At 60.9% G+C, this 15,537-nt stretch carries 10 protein-coding genes; 4 read left to right on the top strand and 6 right to left on the bottom strand.

What is annotated here, in order from left to right; all coding sequences use genetic code 11:
- Positions 1-11 precede the first annotated feature (11 nt).
- Positions 12-1,472 (bottom strand): D-alanyl-D-alanine carboxypeptidase/D-alanyl-D-alanine endopeptidase, encoded by a 1,461-nt coding sequence (gene dacB, locus ND528_RS02705; RefSeq protein ID WP_024012313.1) that lies wholly within the window; start codon positions 1,470-1,472, stop codon positions 12-14.
- A gap of 234 nt (positions 1,473-1,706) precedes the next feature.
- Here dacB and ND528_RS02700 point away from each other — a divergent pair, with 234 nt between their 5' ends.
- The gene (locus ND528_RS02700; protein WP_016773843.1) at positions 1,707-2,051 is read left to right on the top strand and encodes a YggL family protein; all 345 of its coding nucleotides are present in this window, start codon (positions 1,707-1,709) and stop codon (positions 2,049-2,051) included.
- Positions 2,052-2,301: 250 nt separating this feature from the next.
- Here the strand turns inward: ND528_RS02700 and ND528_RS02695 are convergent, their stop codons facing one another.
- Positions 2,302-3,492 (bottom strand): benzoate/H(+) symporter BenE family transporter, encoded by a 1,191-nt coding sequence (locus ND528_RS02695; RefSeq protein WP_263469617.1) that lies wholly within the window; start codon positions 3,490-3,492, stop codon positions 2,302-2,304.
- Positions 3,493-3,851: 359 nt separating this feature from the next.
- On the opposite strand from ND528_RS02695, the gene ND528_RS02690 reads away from it, so the two are divergent.
- Positions 3,852-4,616 carry a GntR family transcriptional regulator gene (locus ND528_RS02690; protein ID WP_007918375.1) on the top strand — a complete coding sequence of 255 codons (765 nt, stop codon included), beginning with the start codon at positions 3,852-3,854 and terminating at the stop codon, positions 4,614-4,616.
- A gap of 156 nt (positions 4,617-4,772) precedes the next feature.
- On the opposite strand, the gene guaD is transcribed toward ND528_RS02690, so the two are convergent.
- The 4 genes from guaD to xdhA form a co-directional block, all read right to left on the bottom strand.
- Positions 4,773-6,077, bottom strand: coding sequence for a guanine deaminase (gene guaD, locus ND528_RS02685; protein WP_263219290.1), 1,305 nt, complete (start codon positions 6,075-6,077; stop codon positions 4,773-4,775).
- 9 nt (positions 6,078-6,086) lie between these two features.
- Positions 6,087-6,947, bottom strand: a complete 861-nt coding sequence (xdhC, locus tag ND528_RS02680; RefSeq protein WP_263469616.1) for a xanthine dehydrogenase accessory protein XdhC — start codon at positions 6,945-6,947, stop codon at positions 6,087-6,089.
- Positions 6,948-7,065: 118 nt separating this feature from the next.
- Positions 7,066-9,465, bottom strand: a complete 2,400-nt coding sequence (xdhB, locus tag ND528_RS02675) for a xanthine dehydrogenase molybdopterin binding subunit (protein ID WP_217850993.1) — start codon at positions 9,463-9,465, stop codon at positions 7,066-7,068.
- Positions 9,458-10,912 carry a xanthine dehydrogenase small subunit gene (gene xdhA / locus ND528_RS02670; RefSeq protein WP_122602796.1) on the bottom strand — a complete coding sequence of 485 codons (1,455 nt, stop codon included), beginning with the start codon at positions 10,910-10,912 and terminating at the stop codon, positions 9,458-9,460. The genes xdhB and xdhA overlap by 8 nt, the downstream gene beginning before the upstream one ends.
- A 268-nt stretch (positions 10,913-11,180) precedes the next feature.
- Here xdhA and ND528_RS02665 point away from each other — a divergent pair, with 268 nt between their 5' ends.
- Positions 11,181-11,840, top strand: a complete 660-nt coding sequence (locus ND528_RS02665) for a GntR family transcriptional regulator (RefSeq protein WP_039763015.1) — start codon at positions 11,181-11,183, stop codon at positions 11,838-11,840.
- A gap of 2 nt (positions 11,841-11,842) precedes the next feature.
- Entirely contained in the window at positions 11,843-15,331 is a 3,489-nt protein-coding gene (smc, locus tag ND528_RS02660; RefSeq protein ID WP_263469615.1) for a chromosome segregation protein SMC, read from the top strand.
- The last annotated feature ends 206 nt before the right edge of the window (positions 15,332-15,537 follow it).

Below are 15,537 nucleotides of genomic sequence, written 5' to 3'. Positions count from 1 at the left end.
ATCTGCCGCGCTTACAGCACCGAAGCGGTCTGCGGCAGTTTCGGCTGTTTGTACAGATCCAGCAGCACCTGATCGAGTACCGACGAGGCGCCGAACGGGGCCTTGTCGTTGAGGATCGCTACCACCGCCCAGGTATTGCCATTCACATCACGGCTGAAGCCAGCAATCGCGCGCACGGTGTTCAGGGTACCGGTCTTGACGTGCGCCTCACCGCGCATCGCCGTGGTTTTCAGGCGTTTGCGCATGGTGCCGTCGGTGCCGGCAATCGGCAGCGAGCTGATGTACTCGGCGGCGTACGGGCTGTGCCAGGCGGCTTGCAGCATGTTGGCCATCTCACGCGCGCTGACCCGCTCGGCCCGCGACAGACCGGAGCCGTTCTCCATCACCAGATGCGGCGCGGTGATGCCTTTCTTCGCCAGCCACTGCCGCACCACGCGCTGCGCAGCCCGGGCGTCATCACCGTCGGCATCGTTGCGGAAACGCTGGCCAAGGCTGAGGAACAGCTGCTGGGCCATGGTGTTGTTACTGTATTTGTTGATGTCGCGGATGATCTCGGCCAGATCCGGCGAGTACGCGCGGGCAAGCAGTTTGGCGCCGCTCGGCGTTGGCGCCAGACGATCCTTGCCCTGAATGCTGCCACCCAGCTCCTTCCAGATCGCGCGGACGGCGCCGGCGGTGTAGGTCGCGTGGTCGAGCAGCGACAGGTAGGTCTGCGAACTGCAGCCTTCGCCCAACTGGCCGCCGACGGTTACGGTCACGCTGCCATCGGCCTGCGGCACCGGGTTGTAGCGCACGCCGCCGGTGCATTGCTTGGACGGCAGCGCCTTGACGGTGTTTTCGATGCGGATGCTGGCAATCGGCGGCTCAACCGAAATCAGTACGCGGCCACCGTCATTGCGCGCAACAAAGCGCAGGGCCTTGAGGTTGACCAGCAATGAGTCGGGTTTGACCAGGAACGGCTTGTTGTCGTCGTTGCCGTCATCGTTGAATTCCGGCAATTGCGGCTGCACGAAGAAGTTGCGGTCGAGGATCAGGTCGCCGGTAATCTGGGTCACGCCGTTGGCGCGCAGGTCGCGCATCAGCAGCCAGAGTTTTTCCATGTTCAGCTTCGGGTCACCGCCACCCTTGAGGTAGAGGTTGCCGTTGAGAATGCCGCCGCTCAGATCGCCGTCGGTATAGAACTCGGTTTTCCACTGATGGTTGGGGCCGAGCATTTCCAGCGCCGCGTAAGTGGTGACCAGTTTCATTGTCGAGGCCGGGTTGACCGAGACGTCGGCGTTGAACACCGTCGGCGTGCCCGGACCGTCGAGCGGCACCATCACCAGCGACAGCGCAGTGGGCTGCAACTTGCTGGCCTTGAGGGCTTTTTCGACGTTCGGGGTGAGGGAAGTGTTGATGGTGGCAGCGGAGACAGGCAGGGCCAGAGGCAGAAGAAGGCCGGCGAGAAACAGTGGACGCAACGATTTGATCATATGCAATAAAACCCTGCAAAAGAGGGGAAAAAAGACGAGGACATGGATGAAAAGGCCCTCAGTGGTCATGAAAGTGTCGGCATTATGCCCCAAGCTGTAACAGCTTGTGCCGTGTCAGGCCCGGCCAATCGCTTATTTTTTTACAGGCGGTCGGCCGCAGCGGCCAGAGAGTCGGGCAATCGCCGGCTTAAACTGGTAAAGTGCCGGCCGTTATTACTTAAGAGGATTGTTCCAATGGCGACTAACCGTTCCCAGCGTCTGCGCAAAAAACTGTGCGTTGATGAATTTCAAGAGCTGGGTTTCGAACTGAACCTGGACTTCAAAGAAGACTTGTCCGAAGAAGCCATTGACGCTTTCCTCGAAGCATTCATCAAAGAAGCCATGGAAGCCAACGGTCTGGGTTATGTTGGCGGCGACGACTTCGGTCTGGTGTGCCTGCAGAAGCGTGGCTCGGTCAACGAAGAGCAGCGTGCTGCCGTTGAAGCCTGGTTGAAAAACCGCTCCGAGCTGACCAAGTACGAAGTCAGCCCGCTGCTGGACGTGTGGTATCCGGAAAAGCCGATCAACGCGGCCAAGTGATACTGAAAAAACGGCGACCTTCGGGTCGCCGTTTTTTTTCGTCTGGGGTTTGGGTGGTACGGCTTGGGTTTGGTGGTGGATTCGCCCCTCACCCCAGCCCTCTCCCGAGGGAGAGGGAGCCGATTGTTGGGCTTTTCAGGATTCGCGTTCGACTCGGTATCCCATGTCGGCGCACCTCTTCCAAAACACCACGGTCGGTTCCCTCTCCCTCTGGGAGAGGGCTAGGGTGAGGGGCTTTTGATCCTGTGCCTTAGGCTTTGCGCCAATTGAGGATCAGCAAGGTCAGCACCCCCGCAACAATCCCCCAAAACGCCGAACCAATGGAAAACAGCGTCAACCCCGATGCCGTGACCATGAAGGTGATCAACGCCGCTTCCCGTTCCTTCACCTCGTTCATGGCGATGCTCAAGCCATTGATGATCGAGCCGAACAGCGCCAGCGCGGCAATCGACAGCACCAGTTCCTTGGGCAACGCCGCAAACAATGCCGCCAACGTCGCGCCGAACACCCCGGCAATGCCGTAGAACACCCCGCACCACACCGCTGCGGTGTAGCGCTTGTTGCGATCTTCGTGGGCATGCGGGCCGGTGCAGATCGCCGCGCTGATGGCCGCGAGGTTGATGCCGTGGGAGCCGAACGGCGCCAGCAACAGCGAGGCGATGCCGGTGGTGGTGATCAGTGGCGAGGCCGGGACGTTATAGCCATCGGCACGCAGCACCGCGATGCCGGGCATGTTCTGCGAGGTCATCGCTACAACGAACAGCGGAATGCCGATGCTGATGGTCGCCGCCAGTGAAAAGTGCGGGGTGGTCCAGACTGGCGTGGCAACTTCCAGATGAAACGCACTGAAATCCAGCAGCCCCATGAAGCCCGACAGCGCGGTGCCGATCAGCAGCGCCGCGAGCACGGCATAGCGTGGCGACAGGCGCTTGACCAGCAGATAAGTGAAGAACATTCCCAGCACCAGACCGGTACGGTGTTGCGCGGCGACGAAGATTTCGCTGCCGATCTTGAACAGAATCCCTGCCAGCAAGGCCGCCGCCAAAGAGGCCGGGATCTTTTTTACCAGCCGTTCGAAGCTGCCGGTCAGGCCGCAGATCGTCACCAGCACCGCGCAGGTGACATAGGCGCCGATTGCCTCGCCATAACTGACACCGCCCAGGCTGGTGATCAGCAACGCCGCGCCGGGGGTCGACCAGGCGATGGTGATCGGTGTGCGATAGCGCAGCGACAGGCCGATCGAACACACTGCCATGCCGATAGAAATTGCCCAGATCCACGAAGAAATCTGCCCGCTGCTCAGGCCGGCCGCTTGCCCGGCCTGGAACATCAGCACCAGCGAACTGGTGTAGCCGGTCATCATCGCGATGAAACCGGCGACGATGGCGGAAGGCGAGGTGTCGGCCAGAGGGCGCAAGCGGGCGTGGGTGGCGTCGGTCATGACGGCGGTGTTCCTTATACCAATGGAGATGTCCGCCACAACACATCACCTCTGTGGGAGCGAGCCTGCTCGCGAAAGCGGTAGGTCAGTCAACATTCATAGTGAATGTGGAATGGCTTTCGCGAGCAGGCTCGCTCCCACGGGAGGATTGCGGTCATGCAGCGGATTCTGCGATCAAGCCTAAACTCAAACGTAACCCAACGTTGCAATACAGCCGCAGGCGCAAACAGCCGTACAGTCGTGTTGCCACCATTCATTGTGTACAATCGCGCTGTTTTTTACGCGATACTTGCCAGCGACCTACTGTGCCGTATTACAGTCACGGTCTATTCGCCGCAGTTTTCCCGACTCGAGTGCCCATGAACGAACAGTTGCAACCCCTCAAGAAACAACCGCGAGCAGGCAAAGCCGGCCGCAGCGGAACCCAGGACGATATTGTCTACGCGCATATCTTCGAGGCCATCCTCGAACAGCGCCTGGCGCCCGGTACCAAGTTGAGCGAAGAAGCGCTGGGGGAAATCTTCGGGGTCAGCCGCACCATCATTCGCCGCGCGCTGTCGCGTCTGGCCCATGAAGGCGTGGTGCTGTTGCGGCCGAACCGTGGCGCCGTCGTCGCCAGCCCAAGTGTTGAAGAAGCGCGTCAGGTGTTTCTCGCCCGCCGTCTGGTCGAGCGGGCGATCACTGAACTGGCGGTGCAACATGCCACGGCCGAGCAGATCGCCGAACTGCGGCAGATGGTCAACGACGAGCGCGACAGCTTCTCCCGCGGCGATCGCGGTGCCGGTATTCGTCTGTCGGGTGAATTCCACCTGAAGCTGGCCGAAGCGGCAATGAACGCACCGTTGATCAGCTTCCAGCGCAGCCTGGTGTCGCAGACCTCGCTGATCATCGCCCAGTACGAAAGCGGCAACCGCTCGCATTGTTCGTACGACGAACACACGCAGTTGATCGACGCCATTGAAAAGCGCGACGGCGAACTGGCGGTGAACCTGATGATGCATCACATGGATCACATCGACAGCAAGCTCAACCTCGACGAGGAAGGCGCGTCGGATGATCTGCATGCGGTGTTCTCGCATTTGTTGCAGACCAAGAAGCCGGGGCGCCCAGCGGCCAAGCTCTAAGCTGAGACCGAGTCGCGGCTTTCGCGAGCAGGCTCGCTCCCACAGGGGAATGCATTTCAAAGGTGGGAGCGAGCCTGCTCGCGAAGACAACCTGACCGGCAACAAAAATCCCCCGGGGTAAACACCGCCGGGGGATTTTTTATGCTCTGGAAAAACTCAGCGCTGATGCACCAGCGCCCCCGCTGCATACGTCTGCGCCACGGTGCGGTCATCGCCCAAGGTCATCAACACAAACAACGTCTCGGCAATGTTATTGGACTGCTTCAAGCGGTAGCTCAGCAGCGGCGTGGCGTTGTAATCCAGCACCAGGAAGTCGGCATCGGAGCCCGGTTGCAGGTTACCGATCTTGTCTTCCAGGCGCAGCGCCCGCGCACCACCCAAGGTCGCCAGGTACAGCGACTTGAACGGGCTCAACCGCGCGCCCTGCAGTTGCATGACCTTGTAGGCTTCATTGAGGGTTTGCAGCAGGGAGAAACTGGTGCCGCCGCCGACGTCGGTGCCAAGGCCGACATTGAGCTTGTGCTTCTCGGCCATCGGCAGGTTGAACAGGCCGCTGCCGAGGAACAGGTTCGAGGTCGGGCAGAACGAGATCGCCGAGCCGGTTTCCGCCAGTCGCGCGCATTCTTCGTCACACAGGTGCACGCCGTGGGCGAATACCGAGCGTTCGCCAAGCAACTGGTAGTGATCATAGACGTCGAGGTAACCCTTGCGCTCCGGGAACAGCTCTTTGACCCACTCGATTTCCTTGAGGTTTTCGCTGATGTGGGTCTGCATGTACAGATCCGGATATTCCGTCAGCAATTGCCCGGCCAGGGTCAGTTGTTCCGGGGTGCTGGTGGGGGCGAAGCGCGGCGTCACCGCATAGTGCAAGCGACCCTTGCCGTGCCAGCGCTCGATCAGCGCCTTGCTGTCGACGTAGCTGGATTCGGCGGTATCGACCAGATAATCCGGGGCATTGCGGTCCATCATCACCTTGCCGGCGATCATGCGCAGATCTAGCTTTTCCGCCGCTTCGAAAAACGAATTCACCGATTGCGGGTGCACGCTGCCGAACACCAGCGCCGTGGTGGTGCCGTTGCGCAGCAGTTCCTTGATGAAAATATCGGCCACTTCGTCGGCGTGGGCCTTGTCGCCAAACTGGCTTTCGCAAGGAAAGGTGTAGGTGTTCAGCCAGTCGAGCAGTTGCTCGCCGTAGGAGCCGACCATGCCGGTCTGCGGCAGGTGAATGTGTGTGTCGATAAAGCCCGGTGTGATCAGCGCATCCTGATAATGGTTGATCTCGATATCTGCCGGCAGGGTTGGCAGCAGTTCGCTGGCGTGGCCGAGGGCACTGATCTTGCCGTCGTCGACCACCAGCAGGCCGTCCTCGAAATATTCATAGGAGGCTTCGATGCCGACTTCGGCAGGGTCGGCAATGCTGTGCAGGATGGCGGCGCGGTAGGCTTTGCGAGTCAGAGGCATGAGGGTTCTCTAATCAGTTGAGGCTTTGAGTTTGGCGGACTGGCTGCGGCGCGAGGCGGGCAGCAGTCGGGCAATCGGTTCGGCGCGGGCGCTGTGCTGGCCGAAATTGGCGTTATAGGTGGCGATGATTTCACCGGCGATGGAGATGGCGATTTCCACAGGCAGTTTGCCTTTGACTTCGCTGATGCCCATCGGGCAGCGCATGCGCTGCACCACGCTCGGGTCGAAACCACGATCGCGCAGGCGGTGTTCGAATTTGGCGCGTTTGGTTTTCGAGCCGATCAGGCCGAACCAAGTGAAATCGTTACGCTTGAGAATCGCCGCGGTCAGCTCCAGATCGAGCTGATGGTTGTGGGTCATGACGATGCAGTAGCTGCCGGCGGGCAGATCATCGACTTCGTCCACCGGCTCTTCGCTGACGATTTTACGCACGCCGTGAGGGATGTGTTCAGGGAACTCGGCCTCGCGCGAATCGATCCAGCGCACCCGGCAGGGCAGGCTGGCCAGCAGCGGCACGAGGGCGCGCCCGACATGGCCGGCACCGAATACGGCAATCTGTGCCTGCACCTGGCCCATGGGTTCGAACAGCAACACCGTGGCGCCGCCGCAGCACTGGCCGAGGCTGGCACCGAGGCTGAAGCGCTCCAGATGGGTGTCCTGCTTGCCGCTGGCGAGCATCTCGCGGGCGATCTGCATGGCTTTGAATTCCAGATGCCCGCCACCGATGGTGTCGAACATCCGGTCGGCGCTGACGACCATTTTCGAGCCGGCATTGCGTGGCGTCGAGCCAAGTTCTTCGATGATCGTCACCAGCACACAGGGTTCGCCCTGGTTCTGCAGGTCGGCGAGGGCGTCGATCCAGTTGTACATGTTCACCTCGACATCTTCGTTGTCTGTGCCGGCCTCTTCGCGAGCAGGCTCGCTCCCACATTGGCAATGCATTCCAAATGTGGGAGCGAGCCTGCTCGCGAATGGCCGCGCCTCGGTCCTAGAGCGGAGCCAGCTCGGTTTCAGCTTCGACAGCCTTCACCGCTTTGAGCTGGCGCATCTGCTCACAGCCCCACAACACCCGCTCCGGCGTGGCCGGCGCATCGATCTTCGGCTGATGCTGATAATCACCGAGACTCGCCACCGCGTCCTTGATCGCGCACCACGCGGCGATGCCGAGCATGAACGGCGGTTCACCGACAGCTTTGGAATGGAACACCGTGTCTTCCGGGTTCTTGCGGTTTTCCACCAGTTTCACCCGCAGATCCAGCGGCATGTCCGCCACCGCCGGGATCTTGTAGCTGGCCGGGCCGTTGGTCATCAGCTTGCCCTTGTTGTTCCAGACCAGCTCTTCCATGGTCAGCCAGCCCATGCCCTGGACGAAACCGCCCTCGACCTGACCGATGTCGATCGACGGGTTCAGCGAGGCGCCGACGTCGTGCAGGATGTCGGTGCGCAGCATCTTGTACTCGCCGGTCAGGGTGTCGACGATCACTTCGCAGCAGGCTGCGCCGAAAGCGAAGTAATAGAACGGACGCCCACGGGCCTGACTGCGGTCGTAATAGATTTTCGGGGTCTTGTAGAAGCCAGTGCTCGACAGCGAGACCTGATTGAAATATGCCTGCTGGATCAGCGCTTCGAAGGTCAGGATCTGCTCGCGCACCCGCACGTGGCCGTTGCGGAATTCGACGTCTTCTTCGCTGACTTTGTAGTGCCGCGCGGCGAATTCGACCAGGCGTTGCTTGATGGTCTGTGCTGCGTTCTGCGCGGCTTTGCCGTTCAGGTCGGCGCCGCTGGAAGCAGCGGTCGGGGAGGTGTTTGGCACTTTGTCGGTGTTGGTCGCGGTGATCTGCACACGGTCGATTTCGACCTGGAACACTTCCGCCACGACCTGAGCGACTTTGGTATTCAGGCCCTGACCCATTTCGGTGCCGCCGTGGTTCAGGTGGATGCTGCCGTCGGTGTAGATGTGGATCAGCGCACCGGCCTGGTTCAAGAAGCTCGCGGTGAAGGAAATACCGAATTTCACCGGGGTCAGCGCCAGGCCTTTTTTCAGGATCGGGCTGTTGGCGTTGTAGCGACGGATCGCTTCGCGGCGCTCGGCGTACTGGCTGCTTTCTTCCAGTTCGGCGGTCATCTCTTCGAGCATGTTGTGCTCGACGGTCTGGTAGTAGTGGGTGACGTTGCGCTCGGTCTTGCCGTAGTAGTTGGCCTTGCGCACCGCCAGCGGGTCGAGCTTCAAGTGCCGGGCGATCGCGTCCATCACTTCCTCGATGGCGACCATGCCTTGCGGGCCGCCGAAACCACGATAAGCGGTGTTCGAGGCGGTGTTGGTCTTGCAACGGTGACCGTTGATGGTGGCATCGCCGAGATAGTAGGAGTTGTCCGAGTGGAACATCGCGCGGTCAACGATCGAGGCGGACAGGTCCGGCGAGCAGCCGCAGTTTCCGGCCAACTCCATGTTGATCCCGTGCAGACGGCCGCTGCTGTCGAAACCGACATCGTATTCAACGTAGAACGGGTGGCGCTTGCCGGTCATCAGCATGTCTTCGACGCGCGGCAGGCGCATCTTGGTCGGTTGGCCGGTGAGGTGCGCGACCACCGCGCACAGGCACGCCGGGCTCGCGGCCTGGGTTTCCTTGCCACCGAAACCACCGCCCATGCGGCGCATGTCGACAACGATCTTGTTCATCGACACGTCGAGCACTTCGGCGACCAGTTTCTGCACTTCGGTCGGGTTCTGCGTCGAGCAGTAGACGATCATCCCGCCATCTTCGGTGGGCATCACCGAGGAGATTTGCGTCTCCAGATAGAAGTGTTCCTGGCCGCCGATGTGCAGCGTGCCCTGAATACGATGTTCCGCCGTGGCCAGTGCAGAGGCCGAGTCGCCGCGCTGGTGGGTGTGGCTGTCGAGCACGAAATGGCGCTTGCGCAGGGCTTCGACGACGTCGAGCACAGGTTCCAGATCTTCGTATTCGATGATCGCCGCCATCGCTGCCTTGCGCGCGGTTTCCAGGTCTTTCGCCGCGACCGCCAGCACCGGCTGGCCGACGAACTGCACGTCATCGATAGCCAGCAACGGATCGCCCGGCATCAGCGGGCCGATGTCTTTCAGCCCCGGAACGTCTTCGTGGGTGATGACGATGCGCACGCCTTCGAAGGCGTAGCACGGCGACGTGTCGATGCTGAGGATTTTCGCGTGGGCGCGGTCCGACAGGCGCGCATACAGATGCAACTGGTTGGGGAATTCCAGGCGATCGTCGATGTACTGCGCTTCACCGGACACATGCTTGGCGGCGCTGTCGTGCTTGACGCTGCGGCCGACACCGGTGGTCAGGTCCTGGGCGAACAGTTCGGCCAGTTCAGCCTGGGTCTTCTCTACGGCGTGATGGTTAGACATAAGCGGTCACCCGAGTCTCGATGTGCGGTGTTTGCAGTTCGATGAAGTATTTGCGCAGCAGGTTCTGCGCGCTGAGCAGGCGATATTCCTTGCTGGCGCGGAAGTCCGAGAGCGGTGTGAAATCTTCGGCCAGCGCGGCGCAGGCGCGCTCGATCACGGCGTTGTTGAACGGTGCACCTTGCAGCACGGCTTCGCAGTGCGCAGCGCGTTTCGGAATCGCCGCCATGCCGCCGAAGGCCACGCGCGCGTCGCTGATCACGCCATTTTCCACGCGCAGATTGAAGGCAGCGCAGACGGCGGAGATGTCGTCATCCAGGCGCTTCGACACTTTGTAGGCACGGAACAACTGCTCGGCGCTGGCGCGCGGGACGATGATTTTTTCGATGAACTCGCTTTCCTGACGCGCGGTGACGCGGTAGTCGATGAAGTAATCTTCCAGGTTCAGCGTGCGGCGGGTTTCGCCTTTGCACAGCACGATCTGCGCGCCGAGGGCGATCAGCAGCGGTGGCGAGTCACCGATCGGCGAGGCGTTGCCGATGTTGCCGCCGAGGGTGCCTTGATTGCGGATTTGCAGCGAAGCGAAGCGGTGCAGCAGTTCGCCGAAGTCCGGGTACTCGGCATTCAAGGCCTCGTAGCAGTCGGAGAGGGCGGTGGCGGCGCCGATTTCGATGCGGTCATCGAAGGTTTCGATGCGCTTCATTTCGGCGACGTTACCGACATAGATCATCACCGGCAGAGTGCGGTGGAACTGGGTGACTTCCAGCGCCAGATCGGTGCCGCCGGCGAGCAGCCGCGCTTGTGGATAAGCGTCGTAGAGATCGGCCAGGTCAGCGACGGTCAGCGGCACCAGGCAGCGCTTGTCGCCGCTGTTGAGTTCGCCGATATCGGTCGGCGCGATGGCTTTGAGGCGGGCAATGGTTTCGGCTTCGCGGGCGTCGAACTGATCCGCAGGCTTGGCGCAGCAGGATTGTTCGGCAGCGGCGAGAATCGGCCGGTAGCCAGTGCAGCGGCAGAGGTTGCCGGCCAGCGCTTCGTGAGCCTTGGCCTGATCCGGCGCATCGCTGTTCTTTTGCAGGGCGAACAACGACATGACGAAACCGGGGGTGCAGAAGCCGCACTGCGAACCGTGGCACTCGACCATGGCTTTCTGCACGCTGTGCAGTTCGCCCTTGTGCTTGAGGTCTTCAACGCTGATCAGTTGCTTGCCGTGCAATGACGAGACGAAAGTCAGGCACGAATTGAGGCTGCGATAGCGAATATGTTCACGCCCCGTATCATCGGTCTGCAACTCGCCAACCACCACGGTGCAGGCGCCGCAGTCGCCACTGGCGCAACCTTCTTTGGTGCCGGGCTTGCCCACATGTTCACGCAGGTAATTGAGCACAGTCAGATTCGGGTCCAGGGCGTGCTCGCTACGGAGTTCCTGGTTAAGTAAAAACTGGATCACGGAAGGCCTCGCAGACTCATTATTGTTGTTAACCGACGTGAACCGAATTTAGCAGGTCTGACTTTTCGGTCAATGGTTTTCTGACTTAAAGGTCAGGAAAATCCGTTTCGTCGATCAACAGCGTGTCTATTCAGTATTGACCTTCATCGGTCACTGCGCTTTTTTGCGGGATTCGTGCCAAAAACCGCTGCGTGGGCACTCCGCCATGACCGCGCATTTGCGCTACACTGCGCCGCTTGTGCAGATCGATAGAGTTTGAAGGACAACCATGACGTTCAAGGCGCCGGACAGCCTCGCCGAGCAAATCGCTCACCACCTCGCCGAGCGCATCATTCGTGGCGAAATGAAGCCTGGAGAGCGTATCCAGGAACAGAAGGTCACGCTGGCGCTCAACGTCAGCCGCGGTTCGGTCCGCGAAGCCTTGCTGATCCTCGAGCGCCGTCACCTGATCGCGATCCTGCCGCGTCGTGGCGCCCACGTTACCGAGCTGACGCCGCACAAGGTGCAGAGCCTGTGCACGCTGATGAGCGAGCTGTATATCCTGCTTGGCAATTCGGTGGCCAATGGCTGGCAAGTGCAGTCGGACATGGCGCCGTTCGTGCAGATCCAGCAGCGCCTGACCGCCAATTACGAACGCGGCGATATCCGCAGCTTCGTCGATGACAGCTTTGCGGTGATGCGCGCCGCCTATCCGTTTGCCAACAATCCGTACCTGCAAGAAACCGTCGAGAACCTCCAGCCGGCGATGAGCCGCGCGTATTTCCTCGCCCTCGAGCAGCGCAAGGCGGAAATGAGCGAATTCCTCGAACTGTTCGAACGCTTGCTCGCCGCCGTACTCGCCCGTGATTTGCCGCAGATCCGCATCGTGCTCACGGCGTATGCCCAGCGCAGCTGCGATCTGGTGGTGTCTGCGCTGACGGTTGCCTGAGCGTGCGGCTGAAGTGCATCAAACTGGCGGGGTTCAAATCCTTCGTCGACCCGACCACGGTGAACTTCCCCAGTAACATGGCGGCGGTCGTCGGGCCGAACGGTTGCGGCAAGTCGAATATCATCGACGCCGTGCGCTGGGTGATGGGCGAAAGTTCGGCGAAGAACCTCCGTGGCGAGTCGATGACCGACGTCATCTTCAACGGTTCGACCAGCCGCAAACCGGTGAGCCAGGCGAGCATCGAACTGGTGTTCGACAACTCCGACGGCACGCTGCTCGGCGAATACGCGGCCTATGCGGAGATTTCCATTCGCCGCAAAGTCACCCGCGACAGCCAGACCACTTATTATCTCAACGGCACCAAATGCCGTCGGCGCGACATCACCGATATCTTCCTCGGCACCGGCCTCGGCCCGCGCAGCTACTCGATCATCGAACAGGGGATGATCTCCAAGCTGATCGAATCCAAGCCGGAAGACCTGCGCAATTTCATCGAAGAAGCGGCGGGCATCTCCAAGTACAAGGAGCGTCGCCGTGAGACGGAAAACCGTATCCGCCGTACCCACGAGAACCTCGCCCGCCTCACCGACCTGCGCGAGGAGCTGGAGCGCCAGCTCGAACGTCTGCACCGTCAGGCCGAGGCGGCGAAAAAGTATCAGGAACTCAAGGCCGAAGAGCGTCAGCTCAAGGCGCAACTGTCGGCCCTGCGCTGGCAGGATCTTAACGAGCAGGTCGGTCAGCGCGAGTCGATCATCGGCAACCAGGAAGTCAGCTTCGAAGCGCTGGTCGCTGAACAGCGTAACGCTGATGCGGCCATCGAACGCCTGCGCGACGGTCACCACGACCTGTCCGAGCGCTTCAATCTGGTGCAGGGCCGCTTCTATTCGGTCGGCGGCGATATCGCCCGGGTCGAGCAGAGCATTCAGCATGGCCAGCAGCGGTTGCGCCAGTTGCAGGACGATCTGAAAGAAGCCGAACGCGCGCGTCTGGAAACCGAATCGCACCTTGGCCACGACCGCACGCTGTTGCTGACCCTCGGCGAAGAGCTGGACATGCTCACGCCAGAACAGGAAGTCACCAGCGCCGCCGCCGAGGAAGCCGCTGCGGCCCTCGAAGAAGCCGAAACCACCATGCACGGCTGGCAGGAGCAGTGGGATGCTTTCAACCTGACCGCTGCCGAACCGCGCCGTCAGGCTGAAGTCCAGCAATCGCGAATCCAGCAGCTGGAAAGCAGCATGGAGCGTCTGGCCGACCGGCAGAAACGTCTCGCTGAAGAGCGCGCGTTGCTGTCCGCCGACCCGGAAGACGCGGCGATCATGGCGCTCAACGAGCAGCTCGCCGAGTCCGAAGCGACCCTCGAAGATTTACAGACCAGCGAAGAAGCGCAAGTCGAAAAGCTTGAACAACTGCGTCAGGAATTACAGCAAGCGTTGACCGCACAGCAGCAGGCGCAGGGCGATCTGCAGCGGCTCAACGGGCGTCTGGCGTCGCTGGAAGCCTTGCAGCAGGCCGCGCTCGATCCGGGCACCGGCACCGCCGAATGGTTGAAGGAACACAATCTCGCCGAGCGCCCGCGTCTGGCCGAAGGTCTGAAGGTTGAGGCCGGTTGGGAGCTGGCGGTGGAAACCGTGCTCGGCGCCGATCTGCAAGCGGTGCTGGTCGACGATTTCAGCGGTTTTGATCTGTCCGGTTTCACTCAAGGCGATTTGCGCCTGCTCAGCCCGGCCAGCGATGGCGTGCGGGTGGCGGGCAGCCTGCTGGACAAAGTCGAGGCGCAGATCGATCTGTCGCCGTGGCTCGGCCAGGTCAAACCGGTCGACAGCCTTGAACAGGCGCTGGCCTTGCGCGGCCAGTTGAGCGCCGGGCAAAGCCTCATCAGCCGCGACGGCTATTGGGTCGGTCGACACTTTTTACGCGTACGTCGCGCCAGCGAAGCGGAAAGCGGCATGCTCGCCCGTGGCCAGGAAATCGAAGACCTGCAACTGGAGCGCGAAGAGCGCGAAGCCACGGTCGAAGCCATGGAAACCCGTCTGCAAACCTTGCGCGCGCAGCAGCGCCAGCAGGAAAACGGCCGCGAACATCTGCGCCGCTTGCTGCAGGACGAAGCGCGCCAGCAAGGCGAACTGAAAGCGCAGTTGTCCGCCGGCAAGGCCAAAGCCGAACAGCTGACATTGCGCCGCACCCGTCTCGATGAAGAACTGGTCGAACTCGCCGAACAGCGCGAGCTTGAGCACGAGCAGGTCGGCGAAGCGCGCATGAATTTGCAGGAAGCGCTGGATTCCATGGCGCTCGACACCGAGCAGCGCGAGTTGCTGCTGGCCCAGCGCGACAGCCTGCGCGAGCGCCTTGATCGCGTGCGTCAGGAAGCGCGGCAGCACAAGGATCACGCCCATCAATTGGCCGTGCGTCTCGGCTCGTTGCGTGCTCAGCATGACTCCACGCGGCAGGCGCTGGAGCGTCTGGAAATGCAGGCCGAGCGCCTGACTGAAAAGCGCGAACAGTTGAGTCTGAATCTGGAGGAGGGCGAGGCGCCGCTGGAAGAGCTGCGTCTGAAACTCGAAGAGTTGCTCGACAAGCGCATGACCGTCGATGAAGAACTCAAGACCGCGCAGATCGCCCTGGAAGACGCCGATCGTGAATTGCGCGACGCGGAAAAACGCCGCACCCAGGCCGAGCAGCAATCGCAGTTGATTCGCGGCCAGCTCGAACAGCAACGCATGGAATGGCAGGCGCTGACCGTACGGCGCAAGGCGTTGCAGGATCAATTGCTTGAGGACGGCTACGATCTCAACGGCGTGCTCGCCACATTGACCGCACAAGCCAGTGAACGCGAGGCCGAAGAAGAACTCGAACGCATCAACGCGCGGATTCAGCGCCTGGGTGCGATCAACCTCGCGGCCATCGATGAATACACGCAACAATCGGAGCGTAAACGTTATCTGGATGCGCAGGACGCCGATCTGGTCGAGGCGCTGGAGACCCTGGAAAGCGTCATCCGCAAAATCGATAAGGAAACCCGCAACCGTTTCAAAGATACCTTTGATCAGATCAACGGTGGTTTGCAGGCACTTTTCCCGAAAGTTTTCGGTGGCGGGCGCGCGTATTTGGAACTGACGGGCGAAGATCTACTCGATACAGGGGTGACGATCATGGCGCAGCCGCCCGGGAAGAAGAACAGCACCATCCATTTGCTCTCCGGCGGCGAAAAAGCCCTGACTGCACTGGCCCTGGTTTTTGCCATCTTCAAGTTGAACCCGGCGCCGTTCTGCATGCTCGATGAGGTTGACGCGCCACTGGATGACGCTAACGTTGGACGCTACGCACGCCTGGTCAAAGAGATGTCGCAGACCGTGCAGTTCATTTACATCACCCACAACAAGATCGCCATGGAAATGGCCGAGCAGTTGATGGGTGTGACGATGCATGAACCGGGCTGTTCGCGACTGGTGGCGGTGGATGTCGAGGAGGCGATGGCGATGGTGGACGCCTAGCGGCGCAGCTGCAGGTTACAAGCTCCAAGCTGCAAGTGGACGGCTTGTGGCTTGGAGCTTAAAGCTTGTAGCTGCGAAGCCTTTGATCGTGCTAGTTTAATGTCAATTTTTCGTATACGTGGGCAAAACGCCTGTCAGAACATAGAGTTGGCGCCACGTTTTAAAGCGGTTTACGCAGTGTAAACCCCTTATTTTTCAGCATTTTT

The sequence above is a fragment of the Pseudomonas mercuritolerans genome (assembly GCF_025706525.1).
GTDB classification, from domain to species: domain Bacteria; phylum Pseudomonadota; class Gammaproteobacteria; order Pseudomonadales; family Pseudomonadaceae; genus Aquipseudomonas; species Aquipseudomonas mercuritolerans.
The sequence above is the reverse complement of the archived record's forward strand: the minus strand, read 5'-3'. Positions and strand labels throughout refer to the sequence as shown.

Bases quoted from the DNA above. Each gene is read 5' to 3' on its own strand.
- dacB (WP_024012313.1), bottom strand. From the start codon at position 1,472: ATGATCAAATCGTTGCGTCCACTGTTTCTCGCCGGCCTTCTTCTGCCT.
- ND528_RS02700 (WP_016773843.1), top strand. From the start codon at position 1,707: ATGGCGACTAACCGTTCCCAGCGTCTGCGCAAAAAACTGTGCGTTGAT.
- ND528_RS02695 (WP_263469617.1), bottom strand. From the start codon at position 3,492: ATGACCGACGCCACCCACGCCCGCTTGCGCCCTCTGGCCGACACCTCG.
- ND528_RS02690 (WP_007918375.1), top strand. From the start codon at position 3,852: ATGAACGAACAGTTGCAACCCCTCAAGAAACAACCGCGAGCAGGCAAA.
- guaD (WP_263219290.1), bottom strand. From the start codon at position 6,077: ATGCCTCTGACTCGCAAAGCCTACCGCGCCGCCATCCTGCACAGCATT.
- xdhC (WP_263469616.1), bottom strand. From the start codon at position 6,947: ATGTACAACTGGATCGACGCCCTCGCCGACCTGCAGAACCAGGGCGAA.
- xdhB (WP_217850993.1), bottom strand. From the start codon at position 9,465: ATGTCTAACCATCACGCCGTAGAGAAGACCCAGGCTGAACTGGCCGAA.
- ND528_RS02665 (WP_039763015.1), top strand. From the start codon at position 11,181: ATGACGTTCAAGGCGCCGGACAGCCTCGCCGAGCAAATCGCTCACCAC.